The 18,441-nt window shown below is 64.3% G+C and carries 13 protein-coding genes; 4 read left to right on the forward strand and 9 right to left on the reverse strand.

The annotated features are described in order from the left end of the window. Positions 1-204: 204 nt before the first annotated feature. The 3 genes from NLY43_RS16765 to NLY43_RS16775 all read right to left on the reverse strand — a co-directional run bounded on the left by NLY43_RS16765 (position 205) and on the right by NLY43_RS16775 (position 4,899). Positions 205-2,577, reverse strand: coding sequence for an aldehyde dehydrogenase family protein (locus NLY43_RS16765; protein ID WP_023711347.1), 2,373 nt, complete (start codon positions 2,575-2,577; stop codon positions 205-207). A gap of 226 nt (positions 2,578-2,803) precedes the next feature. Next, positions 2,804-3,853, reverse strand: a complete 1,050-nt coding sequence (gene deoC, locus NLY43_RS16770) for a deoxyribose-phosphate aldolase (protein WP_023703681.1) — start codon at positions 3,851-3,853, stop codon at positions 2,804-2,806. A gap of 218 nt (positions 3,854-4,071) precedes the next feature. After that, complete coding sequence (locus NLY43_RS16775; protein ID WP_023700427.1) at positions 4,072-4,899, reverse strand: ferredoxin--NADP reductase; 828 nt, start codon at positions 4,897-4,899, stop codon at positions 4,072-4,074. A 219-nt stretch (positions 4,900-5,118) separates the two neighbouring features. Here NLY43_RS16775 and NLY43_RS16780 point away from each other — a divergent pair, with 219 nt between their 5' ends. Further along, positions 5,119-7,203 carry a hydantoinase/oxoprolinase family protein gene (locus tag NLY43_RS16780; RefSeq protein ID WP_023700428.1) on the forward strand — a complete coding sequence of 695 codons (2,085 nt, stop codon included), beginning with the start codon at positions 5,119-5,121 and terminating at the stop codon, positions 7,201-7,203. 1 nt (position 7,204) lies between these two features. Then, positions 7,205-8,887, forward strand: a complete 1,683-nt coding sequence (locus tag NLY43_RS16785) for a hydantoinase B/oxoprolinase family protein (RefSeq protein WP_023700429.1) — start codon at positions 7,205-7,207, stop codon at positions 8,885-8,887. A gap of 22 nt (positions 8,888-8,909) precedes the next feature. On the opposite strand, the gene NLY43_RS16790 is transcribed toward NLY43_RS16785, so the two are convergent. Further along, a complete protein-coding gene (locus NLY43_RS16790) occupies positions 8,910-9,800 on the reverse strand; it encodes an SGNH/GDSL hydrolase family protein (protein WP_023689203.1) in 891 nt (296 codons plus the stop codon). A gap of 254 nt (positions 9,801-10,054) precedes the next feature. Here NLY43_RS16790 and NLY43_RS16795 point away from each other — a divergent pair, with 254 nt between their 5' ends. Beyond that, positions 10,055-10,825, forward strand: coding sequence for an ABC transporter substrate-binding protein (locus NLY43_RS16795; protein WP_023700430.1), 771 nt, complete (start codon positions 10,055-10,057; stop codon positions 10,823-10,825). A 70-nt stretch (positions 10,826-10,895) separates the two neighbouring features. Beyond that, positions 10,896-12,011 carry an aminomethyl transferase family protein gene (locus NLY43_RS16800; protein ID WP_023711348.1) on the forward strand — a complete coding sequence of 372 codons (1,116 nt, stop codon included), beginning with the start codon at positions 10,896-10,898 and terminating at the stop codon, positions 12,009-12,011. Between the two features lies 1 nt (position 12,012). Here the strand turns inward: NLY43_RS16800 and NLY43_RS16805 are convergent, their stop codons facing one another. From NLY43_RS16805 to NLY43_RS16825, 5 genes are read right to left on the reverse strand one after another with little or no spacing between them, the layout of a single operon-like run. Continuing rightward, positions 12,013-12,474: a MarR family winged helix-turn-helix transcriptional regulator gene (locus NLY43_RS16805; RefSeq protein WP_023711349.1), complete on the reverse strand. Its 462-nt coding sequence runs from the start codon at positions 12,472-12,474 to the stop codon at positions 12,013-12,015. Continuing rightward, positions 12,471-13,055: an amino acid synthesis family protein gene (locus NLY43_RS16810; protein WP_023683555.1), complete on the reverse strand. Its 585-nt coding sequence runs from the start codon at positions 13,053-13,055 to the stop codon at positions 12,471-12,473. The genes NLY43_RS16805 and NLY43_RS16810 overlap by 4 nt, the downstream gene beginning before the upstream one ends. Continuing rightward, positions 13,048-13,932, reverse strand: a complete 885-nt coding sequence (locus NLY43_RS16815) for a UPF0280 family protein (protein ID WP_023683556.1) — start codon at positions 13,930-13,932, stop codon at positions 13,048-13,050. Before NLY43_RS16815 ends, NLY43_RS16810 begins: the two co-directional genes overlap by 8 nt. After that, positions 13,932-15,473, reverse strand: a complete 1,542-nt coding sequence (locus NLY43_RS16820; RefSeq protein ID WP_023711350.1) for a hypothetical protein — start codon at positions 15,471-15,473, stop codon at positions 13,932-13,934. Before NLY43_RS16820 ends, NLY43_RS16815 begins: the two co-directional genes overlap by 1 nt. Beyond that, the gene (locus tag NLY43_RS16825; RefSeq protein ID WP_031199281.1) at positions 15,470-18,433 is read right to left on the reverse strand and encodes a molybdopterin-dependent oxidoreductase; all 2,964 of its coding nucleotides are present in this window, start codon (positions 18,431-18,433) and stop codon (positions 15,470-15,472) included. The genes NLY43_RS16820 and NLY43_RS16825 overlap by 4 nt, the downstream gene beginning before the upstream one ends. Between the last annotated feature and the right edge of the window lie 8 nt (positions 18,434-18,441).

An 18,441-nucleotide genomic window follows, 5' to 3' on the forward strand; every position in this document is an offset into this window, starting at 1 on the left:
CGGCCTGCACAATCCATCAGTCCAAAATAACAAATGTTTTTTCTGGTTAAAGAACACACGTCCGGGCGTCAAGCCCGAACGCGATCACCTTCGCGACGGCTGATGTAATGCACATCGCTTGCTCTGATGCAACAACATGTATGACAACCGGGCAACGAGTCACGTTGCCATGGTTCGCTCAAGCACAGCGCATTTCAGGCGGCATTAGTCGCCGTATGGCACCCAGACGTTCTTCACTTCGACGGCGCGGCGCAGCAGGGCATCGCCGGCGGCCTCGTCGGACGCCCAGTCGAGGCTGCGGCCGTTGCCGGTCCAGACGCGCTTGAGATTGCCGACGGAATCGGCCTCCGCCTTGGCGCAAGTGTCGGCATCGGCAAACAGCCAGAGCCCGTCGACATCGTCATGCTTGGCCAGCACGCCGGAAAGTTCGGCGCTGCGGCCGGTGACGATGTTGATGGCGCCTGCCGGAACGTCGGAATATTCGATCACCTGGTAGAGATCGGTGGCGAGCAGCGGGTATTTTTCCGACGGCACGGCCACCACGGTGTTGCCCATGGCAAGCGCAGGTGCGATCAGGGAGATCAAGCCGAGCAGCGGCGCGCTGTCCTGGGCGACGATGCCGAGGACGCCGACCGGCTCGTGCAAAGCGAGCGTGACGGCGCGGGCCGGTGGCTGATGCACCCTGCCCTCATACTTGTCGGCAAGGCCGGCATAGAGGAACAGGCGCTCGATCGATTGTTCCACTTCCTCCCGCGCGGCCTTGGCGTTGGCGCCGGTCAGTTCGGTCAAGCGTGCGGTAAATTCGCCGGTACGGCCGGACAGATTTTCGGCGAGGTAGTAGAGCACCTGGGAACGATTGTAGGCGGTCGCCTCCGGCCACGCCTTGCAGGCGCGGGCGGCGGCAACGGCGTCGCGGATGTCCTTGCGGCTGCCGAGACCGACTTCGCCGGCCAGCTTGCCCCTGGCAGTGGCGACAGAAAGCGAATAATTGCCATCGGGCCGCACCTGCTTGCCGCCGATGAACAGTTTGGCCGTACGATCGATGGCGCCGCCATCCGATTGCTCGACCGGCTGCGCCGAAGAGGTCGCCGGCTTGATCACGGGACCAAGCGGCAGTTTCACCGACAGATATTCGAACATGCCCTCGCGGCCGCCTTCACGGCCAAAACCGCTTTCGCGGTAGCCGCCGAAGCCGCAGGCTGCGTCGAACATGTTGGTACCGTTGACCCAGACGACGCCGGCCTTCAGCTGCGGCGCGACATGCAGCGCGAGGTTGATGTTTTCGCTCCACACCGAGGCGGCCAGCCCATAGCGCGTGTTGTTGGCAAGCTCGATCGCTTCCTCGGTGTTGCGGAAGGTCATGGTGGCCAGAACCGGACCGAACACCTCTTCCTGCGCCAATATATTTGCCGGCGAAACACCGGTGGCGAGCGTCGGCAGGTGGTAGTAGCCGGAAGACGGCAGCACCGCGTCGGGCTGCCAGCAGACGGCGCCCTGTCTGGCGCCTTCGGCGACCAGACCCTTGACGCGGTCCAGTTGCGTCAAGTCGACCAGCGGTCCGATATCGGTGTTCTTGTCGAGCGGGCTGCCGACGCGAAGCCGGCTCATCCTGACCTTGACCTTTGCGATCAACGCGTCGGCAATGCCTTCCTGCACCAGAAGCCGCGAGCCTGCGCAGCAGACCTGGCCCTGGTTGAACCAGATGCCGTCGACCAGTCCTTCGACGGCGCTGTCGAGATCGGCGTCCTCGAAGACGATGAAGGCCGATTTGCCGCCAAGCTCCAATGACAGCTTCTTGCCCGATCCAGCCGTGGCTTTCCTGATGATCTTGCCGACCTCCGAAGAGCCGGTGAAGGCGATCTTCTGGATGCCGGGATGGTTGACGATGGCGACGCCCGCTTCCGGCCCGCCCTGGACGATGTTGACGACGCCCTTGGGCACGCCGGCACGCTCGCAGATCTCGGCAAACAGGATGGCGGTGAGCGGCGTGAACTCGGCCGGCTTCAGCACCACCGTGCAGCCGGCGGCGAGCGCCGGCGCAATCTTCCAGGCCAGCATCAGCAGCGGGAAATTCCATGGGATGATCTGGCCGACGACGCCGACACCCTTGTGGCCTGGGAAATCCTTGTCCAGCGCCTGCGCCCAGCCGGCATGATGGATGAAATGGCGGATGGCCAGCGGCACGTCGATGTCGCGGCTTTCGCGGATCGGCTTGCCGTTGTCGATTGACTCAAGCACTGCGAACAGGCGCTGATGACGCTGCATCGCGCGGCCAATGGCGTAAAGCACTTTTGCGCGCTGGTAGCCCGAGGATGCCGACCATTTCGGCAACGCCCTGGTGGCTGCGGCGACGGCTGCGTCGATATCGGCGGCGCCGGCATCGGAGATCTTGGCCAGCAGCTTGCCGGATGAGGGTTCGCTGGTCTCGAAGGTCTTGCCGCCGCCTGCTGCCTTCCAGCCGCCGTCGATGAACAGCGCCTTGCCGAAATCGCGTCCGGCAAGCCAGGCATCGGCCTCGGTGCGGGCTTCCGGCGCCGGGCCGTATTCCATGGCGTGATAGCGTTCGAGAATGTTCATGACGCGCTCCAGATAATCGTCTTGGCAGGCGCTCTGTGGCGCCCCCCTCTGTCCTGCCGGACATCTCCCCCACAAGGAGGGAGATTAGCCTTCGCGCCTGTCGGCTCTGAAACGTCGACAATTGGCGAAATCGCCGACGTTAGCCAATCTCCCCCCAAGTGGGGGAGATGTCCGGCAGGACAGAGGGAGGCGCGAAGGAACACGACGTTCAAGGCCTTCATCCGCCTCACGCCATTGCGTGGCGGTGATTGGCCGAATAATGCCCGGTCAGATGATGCTCGAGCTGGCGCTCGATATCGGTGAGGAGGCTCGAGGCGCCGAAGCGGAACAGGTCTGGCTCCAGCCAGGGCCGGCCGAGCTCCTCCTTCATCAGCACCAGCCAGTCGAGCGAGGCCTTGGCGGTAGAGATGCCGCCGGCCGGCTTGAAGCCGATGAGAAAGCCGGTCTCCTCGAAATAGGCTCGGATGGCGCGCACCATGGCAAGGCCGACGGGCAGCGTGGCGTTGACGCTTTCCTTGCCGGTCGAGGTCTTGATGAAATCGGCGCCGGCCATCATCGCCACCATCGAGGCTAGCATGACATTTCGCAGCGTGGCGAGGTCGCCGGTGCCGAGAATGACCTTGAGATGCGCATCGCCGCAGGCTTCGCGCATCGAGACGATCTCGTTGTAGAGCTCCTGCCACTTGGCGCCGAAGACCAGGCCGCGCGGGATGACGACGTCGATCTCGTCCGCGCCGTCGCGCACCGATGCCTCGATCTCCTGCAGGCGGGTCGACAGCGGCGCAAGGCCGTGCGGGAAAGCGGTGGAGACGGCGGCGACATGGATGCCGGTGCCGCGCACGGCATCAACAGCCGTCGCGACGAATGGATGATAGACGCAGACCGCCGCCGGGCGGATTTTTTCGCCCTCGATGCCAAGCCCCTCGACGATGTCGCGGCGGAACGGGTTGATCGCCTTGGCGCACAGGCGGCGCACGCGCTCTTCGGTGTCGTTGGAATTCAGCGTCGTCAAATCCATGCAGGAGACGGCGCGCAGCAGCCATGCCGCCTGGTTGTCGGCCTTGATCGAACGACGCTTGGTCAGGCTGGCGACGCGGCGCTCCAGCGCCGAGCGATTGACCGAGCGCACCGATTCCATGAAGCCGAGATCGAGCCGCATGCCGGTGTTGCGGGCGATGCCATGCGATTGCGGAACGGGCGTGTTGGCTGCGGCACGCGCCGGCAGCGGCGTGACCTTGGACGCGCCGAGATCGGCTTCGCGGATTGTGCTGCTCATCTCCTGCCCTTTCGCTCGACGATTTTACGTCGTGGTGCGTGTCGTTGCTCCCGGACCGCACGGCGGCTTTAGGCGACGCACACCGAAGATAGCCCGTGAAGCATCGCTTCACGAGTCCTTCAAGCGGTCATAGCGGAAAAAGGCGGCGAAAGCAGCTGAATTTTGACCGCATGGTCAAAATTCCAATCGAGAAGCAGGCGCCGAGGCGCCTGCTGATGTCAGCCGACGAAAGCGCGCTCGACGACGAAGGTCGAGGGATGGCTGAGCGAGCCCTCATGGAAGCCGAGGCCTTCGGCCATTTCCTTGACGTCCTTCAGCATATGCATCGAGCCGCAGATCATGATGCGGTCCGTCTCCGGATTGAGCTTCTCGATGCCGAGGTCGGCGTAGAACTTGCCCGAGCCGATCAGCGCCGTGATGCGGCCCATGCGCGCCGATTCTTCGCGGGTCGTCGAATTGTAGAGGGTGACGCGGCCGCCGGTCAGTTCGCCGATCAGGGGATCGTTCTCGAGCGCGGCCACCAGTTCCTGGCCATAGGTCAGTTCGGCATTGTCGCGGCAGGTGTGGGTCAGGATGACCTGATCGAATTTTTCGTAGGTATCGGGGTCGCGCAGAAGGCTGGCGAAGGGCGCGATGCCGGTGCCGGTCGAGATCATGAACAGGCGCTTTGCCGGGGTCAGCGCGTCGACAACCAGCGTGCCGGTCGACTTCTGGCGCATGATGACGGTGTCGCCGACCTGGATCTTCTGCAGTTCGGAGGTCAGCGGACCATCCGGCACCTTGATCGAGAAGAATTCCAGCTCTTCGTCCCAGGCCGGGCTGGCGACCGAATAGGCGCGGTACACCGGCTTTTCGGCATTGGGCAGCCCGATCATGACGAACTCGCCGGAGCGGAAGCGCAGCGACTGCGGACGGGTGATGCGGAACGAGAACAGGCGGTCGGTGTAATGCTTCACCGAGACGACGGTTTCGGCATAGACATTGGCCGGAATCGGAAACTGCAGCGGACGGGCGCCGGCTGTGTTGAGTGCGGATGTGGTGTTCATCAATCCAACTCTGTCTTGCCCACGCCTGTGCGGGCGCCAAACCGTTTCCTGCGCGCCCAGACCATTCAGGTCCCGGCGAGCCGTTCACACACTCCAAAGCAGTGAGCTCTTGTGTCCCAAATTTATTAGTATACAAACGATATTTGTGTCAAGATACCACGCTAAAACAGCTTTCCAAACTGCGGCATATTCGTAGTTCCGCCATTTCGGATTTCGACAATGAAAGAGAATTTTTCGGTGAAGCAGCCGGATTCCGCAGGCGACGTCGTTGCCGGCATCGATGTTGGCGGAACCTTCACCGACCTCATTTTGATCGACGGAAATGACGGCGGAAAGGTGCATATCGCCAAGACGCCGACGACGGTCGACAACCAGGCGTTCGGCGTGGTTTCAGCGCTGGGCGCCACAGGCTTTGCCATAGACGGCATCGACCTCATCGTGCATGGCACGACCACCACCACCAATGCGGTGCTGGAACGCAGGCTGGCGAAAACCGGCATGATCACCACGCGCGGTTTTCGCGACGTGATCGAGCTTGGCCGCCGCACACGGCCGCAGCCCTACGGCATGACCGGAAGCTTCGTTCCGATCATCCCGCGCGATCTCCGGCTCGAAGTGTCGGAGCGCGTCGAGGCGTCGGGCGCGGTGCGCACGCCGCTCGACGAGGCCGAGATGCGCGACGCCGTGAAGACGCTGATCGGGGCCGGCTGCGAGTCCCTGGTCATCCATTTCCTGCATTCCTACGCCAACCCTTCGCATGAGCGGCGCGCGGCCGAAATCGCCGCCGAGCTTTGGCCGAACGGCTACATCACGACTGGCCATGCGCTGCTGTCGGAAGCCCGCGAATTCGAGCGCGGCGTGACCGCCGCGGTGAACGCCTCGGTGCAGCCGATCCTCGAGCGTTATGTCGAGCGGCTGCGCAAGGAATTGGCTGCCAAGGGCTATGCCCGCGACTTCCTGATCATGAACGGCAATGGCGGCATGATCTCGGCCCGCTTCGTCACGCGCGAGTCGGCCAAGACCGTGATGTCAGGCCCGGCTTCGGGTGTCATCGCGGCCGCCTATACGGGCAAGCGCGCCGGCTTTGAAAACCTCGTCACCTACGACATGGGCGGCACCTCGACCGATGTGGCGCTGATCCGCAACGCCGAGCCGGCGGTCTCCAACGAGATCGAGATCGAATATGCGATGCCGATCCATGTGCCGATGGTGGCGGTGCATACGGTCGGCGCCGGCGGCGGCTCGATCGCGCGCGTTGATGCGGCCGGCCTGATCCAGATCGGCCCGGAAAGTGCCGGCGCCAATCCCGGTCCGATCTGCTACGGCCGCGGCGGCTTGGAGCCGACCATCACCGATGCCAATCTGGTGCTGGGACGGCTGGCGCCGAAAAAACTGCTGGCGGTCGAAAATCCGGTCACCGTCGAGCGCGTCACCGGCATCTTCGAAGACAGAATAGGCAAGGCCACCGGCCTCTCCGGCGTCGAGGCGGCGGGTGCAATCCTGCGGCTCGGCAACATGAAAATGGCCGGCGCCATCCGCATGGTCTCGGTGTCGCGCGGCCATGATCCGCGTGATTTCGCGCTGTTCGCCTTCGGCGGCGCCGGGCCGCTGCATGCAACCGCGCTGGCGCGCGAACTCGGCCTGCCCCGCGTGCTGGTGCCGGCCCGTCCGGGCATCACCAACGCGCTCGGCTGCGTCGTGGCCGATCTGCGCCATGACTTCGTCAACACCATCAACCAGCCGGTCGCCGTGCTTGATGAAGCCCGGCTTCGCGAGGTGCTGGAACGTCACCGCGGGGAAGGCGAGGAACTGATCGGCAAGGAAGCGGTGAAGCCGGAAACGATCCGCGTTACGCACTCTGCCGACATGCAGTTCGTCGGCCAGACCCACATCATCAACGTGGCGCTGCCGTCTTCATCGGTGACAAGGCAGGAGTTGCAGGCGCTGTTCGAAAAAGCCTATTTCGCCCGCTTCAAGGTCGAGTTGCCGGAGATCCGCGCCAATCTGGTCAACCTCAACACGTCGGTGACGGGCGTGCGGCCGGCAATCGACCTGTCACGGCTGATCGACCCGGCCGGACGTACAAAGACGCTAGACGAGGCGCTGCGCGAGACAAGGCCGGTCTGGTATGCCGGACGCTGGCACGATACGCCGATATACGCACGCGAAAAATTGCCGCTCGATGCCGTTATCCAAGGGCCGGCGATCCTCGAACAGATGGACGCCACCACCGTGCTCGAACCCGGCGACCGCGCAAGATCGGACGCCGACGGCAACATCATCATCGACATTGGCGAGGCCTGAGATGCAAAAGCTCGACGCCATCACGCTTTCGGTCCTGCAGGCAGCCTTGCAGCAGGTCTGCGACGAGATGGATCTCACTTTCTCCCGCGCTGCCTTCTCGCCTGTCATCGCCGAGGCCAATGACCGCTCCGACGGCATCTACTCGGCCGTCGATGGTTCGTTGATCGCACAAGGCAGCCAGGGCCTGCCGGTGTTCGTCGGCGTCATGCAGTATTCGACCAAAACGGTGATCGAGATGATCGCCGACGGCCGTTGCCTGCCGCCTGAGCCGGGCGACATCTACATCGTCAACGATCCCTATCTCGGCGGCACGCATCTCATGGACGTGCGCTTCGCCATGCCAGTCTACCGCGACGGCAAGATATTTTGCTGGCTATCGAATACCGGCCACTGGCCCGATATCGGTGGCTCGGTGCCGGGCGGCTTCTCCGCCTCCGCCACAGCCGTCGAGCAGGAAGGCCTGCGGCTGCCGCCGGTCAAGCTGTTCAAGAAGGGCGTGCTCGACACCGAAATCTACGCCATCATCTGCTCCAACATCCGCGTCGCCGACCAGCGCATCGGCGATATAAGGGCGCAAGCCGCGGCACTGTTGATCGGTCAAGACCGGCTCAATGGAATCCTCGATCGTTACGGGGACGAAACCGTCGTCGGGGCGATCGCCGAACTGCGTCGCCGCGCCGCCGAGCAGATGCGCGCCAACATCTCCGCCATTCCCGACGGCACCTACAGCTCGAAGGCCTTTGTCGACTCGGACGGCGTGGTCAACGAGCCGCTGACCATCGCGCTCGCGGTGGAGAAGAAGGGCGATACGCTGACCTTCGATTTCACAGGTTCGTCAAAACCCTGTGCCGGGCCGATGAACAGCGTGCTGGCGACGACATTGTCGTCGGTCTATCTCGCCATGCGCCATATTTTCCCTGATGTGCCGATCAGCGCCGGCGCTTTCGAGCCGCTGATCGTCAAGCGGCCGGAAGGCACGTTCCTCGACGCCAAATACCCGCGTCCCGTCTCCGGCTGTGCGGCTGAAGTCTCGCAGCGCATCGCCGAGGCGGTGTTCGCGGCGATGGTGCAGGCGCTGCCGGAAAAGGTGACGGCCGCGCCCGCCGGCTCCAGCGGCAATTTCGCGCTGGGCGGCAACGATCCGGCGCGCGGCCGCGACTATGTGATGTATCAGATCTCCGGCGGCGGCTATGGCGGCAATTCCGGCCATGACGGCCTGACCAATGGCTGCTCGACCATCGGCATTTCGAAATCGCCGCCGGTCGAGATCATGGAGCAGGCCTTTCCGGTTCTCTACCGCCACTATGCCTTGCGCGAAGGCTCGGGCGGCGCCGGCAAGCAGCGCGGCGGCTTCGGCCTCGCCTATGAGGTCGAGATATTGCGAGGAGAGGCGCGCGCGTCCTTCGTCATGGACCATGGCCGTTTCGGCCCGCAAGGCGCGCTCGGCGGCAAGGACGGCGCGGTGAACACGGTGACCGTGTTCCGCGACGGCGAGGCACATGTGCCGCCGCATCTGTCCAAGGAACAGGACATCGCGCTCAAGGCCGGCGACCGCGTGAGGGTCGGCACGCCCGGGGGCGGCGGCTATGGCGATCCGCGTGAGCGCGACCCGAAACTGGTCGCCGAAGACATCAGGCTTGGTTACTACACCGTTGAACAAGCCAAAGAGCTGTTCGGAACCTGACAGCCGACAGGCCCGAGCCGCGTCAGGTCTGCAGCTTGGCCTTCAGCGCATCGGCGAATTTTTGCGCGATCTTCTTGAAGCCGGCGGGATCGGGATGCAGTTCGTTGGCCCAGTCGGCCACCTTCAACGTTCCCTGCGTGTCGACCAGATGGAAATTGTTGTTGGGATCGTCGGCCAGGCGCTTCACCACATCGCGGAACGCCGCCAGCGCGTCGTGAACGATGACCGTGCCCTTGGCGACCGTCCAGTTGCAGAAATCGAGCGACGGTTTCAGCCACGGGCCGACACAGGACGGATGCGCTCCGTTCGGGATCGGAAAATCATAGCAATGGCCAAAGATCGGCACGCCTGGCGCGACGCGGTCGCGCAGCGCGAACAAATCGAGATAGCAGGCCTCGACCATGCCGAGCGCCTTGGTGAAGCGGTTCTTGTTCAGCCCGGGGGCGTGGCCGTCATTGAAGTCGAGGAAGATGCAGAACTGGTCGCCGGCAATGTCGTTGCCACCGGCAGAGAACAGGATGGCATCGGGCTTGCCGTCCAGCCAGTTGGCCTTGTTGCGCAGGGCGGCGATCATGCGCTGCTGCTTGGGCAGCGACATCTCGTCGGTCGCCGCATCGCCATGATGGGCAAGGTTGAGGATGGTCGGCGGCATCGAGCCGATGCGGCGCAGCTGCGCGATCACATCGGTGTCGACGAACGGAAATCCGTTCCCGGTGAGCGGATAGTCGAACCAGGAATCGCCCTGCGCCAGCATCACCAGCGGCCGGTTGGCGACGGCCGCCTCGAGATTGCCGGCACTTTCCCTTGCGGTTTCGAGCCGCTCGATGTTGGCCTGGTGAACCCTGATGCGCTTGGCGATGTCGTCGTCTATGCGCCGCTGCGCGGCTTCCTGCACGAATTCCTGCTGGTCCATCCCCAGGTCCCTCCCACGACCGTCTACTTCCAGCTGAGCATGCGCCCATGTCCATGATCGGTCTGTAATTTAGATCACAGTAAGATTCCTGGGGAAGGACGGCTTGCCACGCCGTGATCGCCGCAGAGCATGTCGTTTCCGTCTCCGTGGGGCCTGCAAAAGACCATAGACTTCTATCCTTGTTTTCGCGCAATTCCGGACGGGAAACCGCCAACACCTTCCCTGGAATTGCTTAGTCAACGGAGATCAGGAACATGCGTCTTTTCGGTCGTTTCGTGCTTGCCGCTTCCGCCGCCCTGCTGCTTGGGACCGGTGCTGCCTCCGCCGAGAAACTCAGGATCGGGACCGAGGGCGCCTATCCGCCCTTCAACTATGCCAATTCGGACGGCACGCTGGGCGGCTTCGACATCGACCTCGGCAAGGCGCTGTGTGCCGAGATGAAGGCCGAGTGCGAATTCTCCGTACAGGATTTCGATGGTTCCATTCCGGCGCTGCAGGCCGGCAAGTTCGACGCCATCATCAACATCACCATCACGCCGGAACGGGCCGAGAAGGTCGAGTTCACCCACAAATATTACCAGACGCCACCGGCCATCGCCGTGCCGAAGGATTCGACCATTGCAGGCACGTCGCCTGACGATCTGAAGGGCAAGGTGCTGGGCGTGCAGAGCGCCACCATCCACCAGAATTTCGCCGAGAAGAAATACTCCGGCTCGACCGTCAAGGCCTATCCGACCGGCGACGACGCCCGCACCGACATGGCCAATGGCCGGCTGGACGCGATGATGGACGGCTCGATCATCCTGACCGAATGGCTGAAGAAGCCCGATGGCGCCTGCTGCAAATTGCTCGGCACGCTGGCCGCCGATCCGGCCATTCATGGACCCGGCGTCGGCATCGCCCTGCAAAAGGGCAACAAGGAACTGGCCGACAAGTTCAATGCCGCCATCGACGCCCTGCGTGCCAACGGCAAGTACAAGGAAATCAACGACAAATACTTCTTGTTCGACGTCTACGGAAGTTAACCCCTTCACCGCTCCTACCTCGGCAGCGCCATCAGGCGCTGCCGTTTTCATGAGATGACGGAGAAGTTTCTTGGTTGAGCGGCGCTCCCCTTTCTACACCAGCATCGTTGGCCTCGGCGCCACGATGGGCCGGGTCGGCGGCGATTTCGTCTCGGCCAAAACTTACTCCGGCATTGCCGACGAGCACCTGAACACGCGCAAGAATGTCGGCGTGCAGGATCTCAGCACCATGGGCAAGATGGACATCAAGGGGGCGGAAGCCGAGGCGCTGGTCAACCACATCATCGTCAACGATGCGGCCGCGATGAGCCCCGGCCAGGTGCGCTATTCCACCGTCTGCCGCGACGATGGCGGCATCATGGACGACCTCACCGTGTTCCGGCTGGGATCGGAGCATTTCATGCTGGTGACCGGTTCGGTCAACCGGCTGAAGATGCTGCCCTGGCTGCAGCATCATGCTGAAGCGCGAAAGGCCTATGTCACCGACATCACCGCGGCCGTCGCCTTTCCGACCATACAGGGGCCGCGTTCACGCGAGCTGCTGAAAGCACTGGTTTCGGATGCCGATCTCGATGAGTTGAAACGCTGGGCGTTCACTTCAGGGCGCGTCGGCGAGACCAAAGTCCTGATCTCACGCACCGGGGTGACCGGCGAGCTCGGCTTCGAACTGTTCGTGCCGGCGGACGAGGCCACTTCCGTCTGGGACGCGCTGATGCGGACCGGTAGCGATTTCGGCCTGAAGCCATACGGCGTGCTGGCCATGTTCACGCTCGGGCTGGAAAAGGCCTATCCGGCGCATGGCATCGACATGGACGAGAGCCGTACGCCCTTCCATGTCGGGCTCGATCGCTGGATCAAGTTCGACAAGGGCGAGTTCATCGGCCGCGAGGCATTGCGCACAATTCGCGACAAGGGGCTCGACGAACGCTGGACCGGGCTGATTCTCGACGGTGACAAGCCGGCCGCGACGGATGCCAGGGTTTTCGCCGACGGCGAGGATGCCGGCGTCGTCACCTACAGCGATCACGGCTATTCCTTAGGCAAAGTTCTGGCGACGGCGCATTTGCGGCTGCCGTTCACCGCCATCGGGACCGAACTCAGCATCGACATTGACGGCAAGCCGACCCGCGCGGTGGTGGCGCCGATGCCATTCTTCGATCCTGAAGGCGCTCGGCTGCGGGCCTAAATCAGGCTAACTTCGCTAGCAGCCGCATAAACGTGGCCGCTTCCTTGGCCGTCAGCGGCGCCAGTGTCTCCTGGGTGATGGCGCGGGCCAACGGGATCAGCCGTTCGATCGCCTCGCGTCCCTCTGGCGTGAGACTGACCAGCAGGCGCCTTTTGTCGACCTCATGCTTGGTCAGGTCGACCAGGCCACGCGCCTTCAGCCGATCGATCACGCCCTTGACGGTCGCCGCATCCATGGCGATCAGCGTTCCCAACTGGTTCTGCGAGGTCTCGCCGACATCGTGCAATTTGGCGAGCGCTGCGAATTGCGGCGGCGTCAGGTCGCTGATCTGGGCGGCAAAGATCGAGACATGGCGCTGATGCGCCTTGCGCAGGATGAAGCCGACCTGCTCCTGCAGGCGGTAGTCATGATCGTCAGGCTCTTCGGCCTCGACCAGTTTCAGAAGATTGTCACCGCCGCTCATCGCAAGCCGTCCCAAGCCTTGATATCGCCAACCGCGAGGCCGCCCATACGGTCGTGCACGCGCGGGCCGCAGCTCATGGCGAGGCAGAACAGGATTTCGTCGGCGCGCGGCCCGTCGCTGAGACCGACCTCCATGGCGTCGAAATGGCTACGCACATAGGCGGCGTTGGTGTGGCCGAGCGGCACGTCGAGCCGCGAGCCGAAGGCGCCGACCTTGGTTGCCGACGGCACGATCGCCTTGGCGTCGCCCAGCCGCTCGCGCATGGCGTAACCGCCCGGCACATGCCACAGCGCGCCGTGTTCCAGCTCCCCTGACGAACCGACGATGGTGCCCTTGCCGTAGGCGTCGATCTGCTTGATGTCGCCGCCCAATGCGGCAATGAGCTTGTCGGTGAGCAGCAGGCCGAGCGGCTTCAGATCGTCCATGGCGCTCTGCAGTTCTTCGACGTAGCGGCCGGCGAACGGGTTCTTCACCAGGGCCACGGCTGCAGCGCGGCGGCGCGGCAGAGCAGCGACCGGCCCGCCATCGTGAAAGATCTCTTCGGTCAGAACCGCGATCTTGCGGATCGGAAACTCAGGCATGGGCAACTTCCTTCCCTGGATTTTTGTTGGGCGCGGCAAGCGCCATGGAACCACTGATGCGGGCTTCCCCACCTAGAAACAGCGCCGATGCGGCAATCAGGCCGCGCCGGCGAAAATCTTCGGCGACGGCAAGGCCATTGTCCAGCGCCCGCTCCACATCGCCACGCGCGAGCATGCCGACGGCTTGTGTCACCAGCCGCGCGCCGAGATCGCTGTCGGGCGCCAAGTCCTGCGCGGGAATGCGCTTGATGGCGGGATTGCCGGGCAGGTCGACGGCGTTGGCAATGAGTGTCGCGGCCGCATCGGCCTCGGCGCCGGTGTGCGCCAGCACGGTGACGGCGTCGGCAATGCCAAGCGAGAACGAACGGCCGCGCCAGCCGCTGGTGGCGACGCCGCGCACGCCGTCCGCCGAGCGAATGGTGAGGCGGTCGGCCATGCCGTTGCCGGTGCCGGCGATCGCCAGGTTCATCGACTGGCCCTTGCCGATATGGAGGGCGCTGTCGCCGCCATTGTTGACATAGGCCCGGTCGAGCTTGCGACCGGCAAGCAGCGCGGCGAGCACTTCGTCGGCTACTGATCCGGCGACGGCGGCCATCGGCGTGATGAAGCATTCCGCCAAGGGCATGACGGCTGCTTCCATGCGCCGCGCAGTCGGGCCGGCGAAGGTGCGCGGCGCCAGGAAAAATGCCGGCAGCCGCAATTCGGGAAGCTCCTCGACCAACTCGATCAGGATCGTCTGGAAGCGCTCGATCGCCTGATCGTAGGCGGCACGACACTCAGCCGCCTCACCAAAGGCCTCGACGATCAGGTCGATCGGCCCGTGGTTGAGGTGCAGCCGCTTGCCGTCCTGCAGCCAGTGGACTTGCGGGCCTTGCATCAAGAGGCCCCGTTCGAGCCGACGCGGCGCAACTGCGCCAGCGGCGGCCATGGATTGTGGGCCTCGGCGCCTGAGCCGCGGCGCGGGTTGAGATATTCGCCGCCTTTGGCAACGATATCCTCGACGCTGCGTATCTCGGCCTCGTAGCCGCCCAGCCGGACATAGTCGTCGCGGCGTAGCGTGAATTCGATCGGCGCCACCAGCGCCGGCGTCGGGACATAACCGAACGCGCCTTCCGGCACGCGCATGACGTCGACCATCAGCGTGATGCCGCCGCCCGGCCAGACATAGACCGGCGCGCCGCCAACGGTAACATAGGTATTCAAGCCCTGCACCGAGCGGGTGAGATTGACCGGGTTTTCGGTGACGCCGGCGCGCAGCGAACCGCCGGCGCCGCCAATGAACAGCACGGTGCAGAGCGCCGGCTCGCAATTGTCCTCGATCAGGCCGACCGACTTCTGCAGCCGTTCCGGGAACGGTTTTTCCACCGGCTTCAACTCGTCGTCGAGCTCGTAATAGGCGAACTGCTCGCCGGTGGTCGACACCATCAGCAGCGACAGGCCGGGGCGGGCGCCCTTCTTGGCGTTCCATTCGCCGAGGATCGACAGCGGGTCGGAAATCGAGGTGCCGCCCCAGCCGAGGCCGGGCTCGGAAACCTTGAAATAGCGGCCCGGCGTCGAACGGCGGCCGATGATCTTGATGCCGGTATCCTGCCAGCCCAGCACCTTGCCGGCCTGATGCTCGGAGACGACGCCGGTGATATGGTCGTCGACCACCACCACCTCGTCGACAAGGCCGCGCCATTGCGTGGCGAACATGCCGATGGTGGCCGAGCCGCAGCCGACCCGCATGCGGTGTTCCTGCTTGCCGTCGATGACAGGTGGTTTGCCGGCTTCGACGATGATGGTGGCGCCACCGTCGATGGTCAGTTCGACAGGCTTGCGGTTGCACAGATTGAGCATCGCGTCACAGGTTGCGCGGCCTTCCGCCTTGGAGCCGCCGGTCAGATGATGCACGCCGCCCAGCGACAGCATCTGCGAACCGTATTCGCCTGTCGTGACGTGGCCGATCGGCTCGCCTTGCGCGCGCACGATTGCCGTTTCGGGACCGAGATGGCGGTCGGTATCGATCTTCACCTTGACGCCGCAGTACGAAAAAATGCCTTCGGTGACCACGGTCACCAGATCGACCCCCTCGACCTCCTGGCTGACGATGAAGGGGGCCGGCTTGTAGTCGGGATATGTGGTGCCGGCGCCGATTGCAGTGACGAAGCGGCGGCCGGTGTTGACCAGTTCGCCGTCCCATTGCTCGCCCTCGGCGGTGAAGGGCACGACCGCGGCGCCGCTCTCTGCCGCATGGTCGAGGATGGTCAGCGGGTCCATACGCACGATGCGGCCACCGACATTGCCGTAGCGGTCGCAGGCGCCGGTGCGGCCATCGGCGATGTAGCACATCACCGGACAGGCATCGCAGCGGATCTTTTCCGCCACCAGCTTTTCGCCGGGATCGTGGGTTTCGAAGCGTTCGGCAAGCTCGCTCATCGGCGTGCCTCCTGGTCGTGGATGCCATCTTTTTCGCGGATAGCAGCGCGGATGCGCGCCGGCGTCGCCGGAACCTTGGTGATGAGCACGCCGGTGGCGTGGCGGATGGCGTTGAGGATGGCGGGTGCGGTCGGGATCAGCACATGCTCGCCCAGGCCCTTGGCGCCGAACGGCCCCTCGGGATCGGGAACCTCGATCAATATGTGCTCGATCTCAGGCACGTCGCCGATGGTCGGGATGAGATAGTCGTGCAAATTCTCGGTGCGGCCGGGGATGTATTCCTCCATCAGCGCCATGCCGATGCCTTGCGCGATGCCGCCCTCGATCTGGCCTTCGACCAGCAGCGGATTGATCGCCTTGCCGACATCGTGCGCGGCGGTGATTTTCAAGAGCTTCACCGTGCCGAGCTTGAGGTCGACCTCCAGTTCGGCGATCTGCGCGCCATAGCCATAGACGGCGTAAGGCTTGCCTTGGCCCTTGGCGTCGAGCGGCAGCGTCGGCGGGTCGTAGGTTTCCTCGGCGCGGAAGACGTAGCCGTCCGCATCGACATCGAGCGCGGCGAGATCGATACGCCGAGTGGCTTCGCCCTCACGAATGACGATCGCCGGGCCGTCCAATTGCAGGGCCGCGTTCTCCGAGACATTGGCAAAGCGCAGGATCTTTTCGCGCAAGGCGCGGCCGGCTTTTTCGGCCGCCTTGCCGGTGACAAAAGTCTGGCGCGACGCCGATGTTTTGCCGGCGTCGGGGCTGATCGCGGTGTCGGCGCTCTTCAGCTTGAATTTTTCCAGCGGCAGGCCGAGTGCGTCGGCGCAGATCTGGGCGATGACGGTGTTGGAGCCCTGGCCGATATCGACGGCGCCCTGGTGCAGGATGACGTCGCCGTCTGGCGAGATACCGACCCTTATGGTCGACGGATTGGGCAGCGAGGTGTTGCCGCAGCCATACCAGCAGGACGCGATGCCGACGCCGCGCTTTTTGCTCGTATTGGCATTGTTGAATGTATCTGCGTCGGCCTTCGCGCGAGCCCAATGCGGTCGCAAGGAGTCGAGGCACTCGAAAATGCCGACGCCCGACTCCAGTCGCTGTCCGGTAACCGTTTCGGATCCGTTCCGAAGGCAGTTCTTCAGCCGAAAATCGAGCCGGTCCATGCCAAGCTTGCCGGCGAGCTCATCATAGAGCGTCTCCTGCATGATCGTCGCCTGCGGCACGCCGAAGCCACGGAAGGCGCCGGAAATCGGCCCGTGGGTGTGGATGGCGCGGCCTTCGGCGCGGTAGTTCGGCGTCGCATAGGGACCGGAGGCATGCACCGGCACGCGGTTGGCGACGGTCGGGCCCCAGCTGGCATAAGCGCCGGTGTTGAAATCGCCTGTGAAGACCATGCCGGTGACATGGCCCTCGGCATCTACGCCGATGGTCGCCTTCATCTCGGCGGGATGTCGCTTGGTGGTCGACATCATCGATTCGGTGCGGGTGTAGGCAAGCGCCGCCGGCCGGCCGGTCTTCAGCGCCACAAGGCCGATGAGCGGCTGCAGTGAAACGTCCAGTTTCGAGCCGAAGCCGCCGCCGGTCGCGGTCGGCACGATGCGCACCTTGTCGACGGCAAGACCGAGCACCTTCGCCGTTTCGTCGCGATCCATGTAGGGGGCCTGGGTGCAGGCGACGACGACCAGCGTGTCGCCGTCCATGTAGGCATGGCCGGCTTCCGGCTCGATATAGGCGTGCTCGACATAGGAGGTGTCGATGGCACCGGACACTGTGAAGGCAGCCTCGCCAAGCGCCGCCTCGGGGTCGCCGCGCTCGACAAAGCCCTTGGTCAACAAATTGGCCGGGCGGTTCGCGTGGATGAGCGCCGCCCCTTCTGCCTGCGCGTCGCCGGGCTGCAGAAAATGCGGCAGCTCGGTCCAGCGGACCGGGAAATCCTGGAGGTCGAGATCGAGCATGGCCTCGCGCTCGCCGGCGACCAGCGCCACTGCCTCGCCGCGCAGCCGCGCAAAGCCTTCGGCCAGCGCCGGCTGGTCGGCAAACGGACCGATGACGCCGAAACAGTTTTTTCCCGGAATGTCGGCGGCGGTGAAGACGCCGGCGATGCCGGGATGCGACTTCACCCAGCCCTCCAGGTCGCCGAAGGCGAAGCCGGCATGATAATGCGGCGAGCGGACCACCAGCACGGCCAGCGCATCGGCGGGAAAGGCATCGGCGCCGAATTTTTCAGCGCCGGTGACTTTTGGCACGCCGTCGAGCCGGACCGGGGAGGCGCCTACAGCATTCCCTGTGGTTGGCATTCTACGTTCAAAGTTGAATTCCAACGAATGACGTTGGCGCTGCCCCTCACCCTTACCCTCTTCCCGTGAAGAACGGGGAGAGGGGAGCGTCGGCGCTGGAGCACTTCCCTTCTCCCCGTCACTATACGGGGTGAAGGTGCCGGCAGGCGGATGAGGGGCAGCGCCGTCGGTCGACGTCTCGAACCGTCCCGCATCCATCACTGCCGCAATGATCTTTCTGTACCCGGTGCAACGGCACAGGATGCCACCCAGCGCATCCTGCACCTCGGTCTCGGTCGGATTCGGCGTGCCATCCACCAGCGCCGTTGCCGCGACCAGCAGCGCCGGCGTGCAGATGCCGCATTGCGCGGCGCCATGTGCCAGGAAGGACGCCTGCAGAGCCGAGAGCCGGCCATTGGCGAGGCCTTCGACGGTCGTTACGGACGTCCCGGCTGCGGAGGCCGCCGGCATCAGGCAGGCGCAGACGGCGTCGCCGTCGACCAGCACCGTGCAGGCGCCGCAATCGCCGGCATCGCAGCCAACCTTGGTGCCCGTCAGCTGCAATTCGTCGCGCAAAACCTGCGACAGACGGCGCAGCGGCGGCACATTGACCGAGACGGCGGCGCCATTGACGGCGAAGGCGATCTCGGCGCGATCGAGGCCGACGCCCGGCACGAGGTCGGGCAGGGCTTCAATCATCTCGGAGT

Origin of the sequence: Mesorhizobium sp. C416B, assembly GCF_030323165.1 — a bacterium.
Lineage (GTDB): Bacteria > Pseudomonadota > Alphaproteobacteria > Rhizobiales > Rhizobiaceae > Mesorhizobium.

Bases quoted from the DNA above. Each gene is read 5' to 3' on its own strand.
- NLY43_RS16790 (WP_023689203.1), bottom strand. From the start codon at position 9,800: ATGGACCAGCAGGAATTCGTGCAGGAAGCCGCGCAGCGGCGCATAGAC.
- NLY43_RS16825 (WP_031199281.1), bottom strand. From the start codon at position 18,433: ATGATTGAAGCCCTGCCCGACCTCGTGCCGGGCGTCGGCCTCGATCGC.
- NLY43_RS16785 (WP_023700429.1), top strand. From the start codon at position 7,205: ATGCAAAAGCTCGACGCCATCACGCTTTCGGTCCTGCAGGCAGCCTTG.
- NLY43_RS16775 (WP_023700427.1), bottom strand. From the start codon at position 4,899: ATGAACACCACATCCGCACTCAACACAGCCGGCGCCCGTCCGCTGCAG.
- NLY43_RS16805 (WP_023711349.1), bottom strand. From the start codon at position 12,474: ATGAGCGGCGGTGACAATCTTCTGAAACTGGTCGAGGCCGAAGAGCCT.
- deoC (WP_023703681.1), bottom strand. From the start codon at position 3,853: ATGAGCAGCACAATCCGCGAAGCCGATCTCGGCGCGTCCAAGGTCACG.
- NLY43_RS16765 (WP_023711347.1), bottom strand. From the start codon at position 2,577: ATGAACATTCTCGAACGCTATCACGCCATGGAATACGGCCCGGCGCCG.
- NLY43_RS16795 (WP_023700430.1), top strand. From the start codon at position 10,055: ATGCGTCTTTTCGGTCGTTTCGTGCTTGCCGCTTCCGCCGCCCTGCTG.
- NLY43_RS16820 (WP_023711350.1), bottom strand. From the start codon at position 15,473: ATGAGCGAGCTTGCCGAACGCTTCGAAACCCACGATCCCGGCGAAAAG.
- NLY43_RS16780 (WP_023700428.1), top strand. From the start codon at position 5,119: ATGAAAGAGAATTTTTCGGTGAAGCAGCCGGATTCCGCAGGCGACGTC.
- NLY43_RS16810 (WP_023683555.1), bottom strand. From the start codon at position 13,055: ATGCCTGAGTTTCCGATCCGCAAGATCGCGGTTCTGACCGAAGAGATC.
- NLY43_RS16815 (WP_023683556.1), bottom strand. From the start codon at position 13,932: ATGCAAGGCCCGCAAGTCCACTGGCTGCAGGACGGCAAGCGGCTGCAC.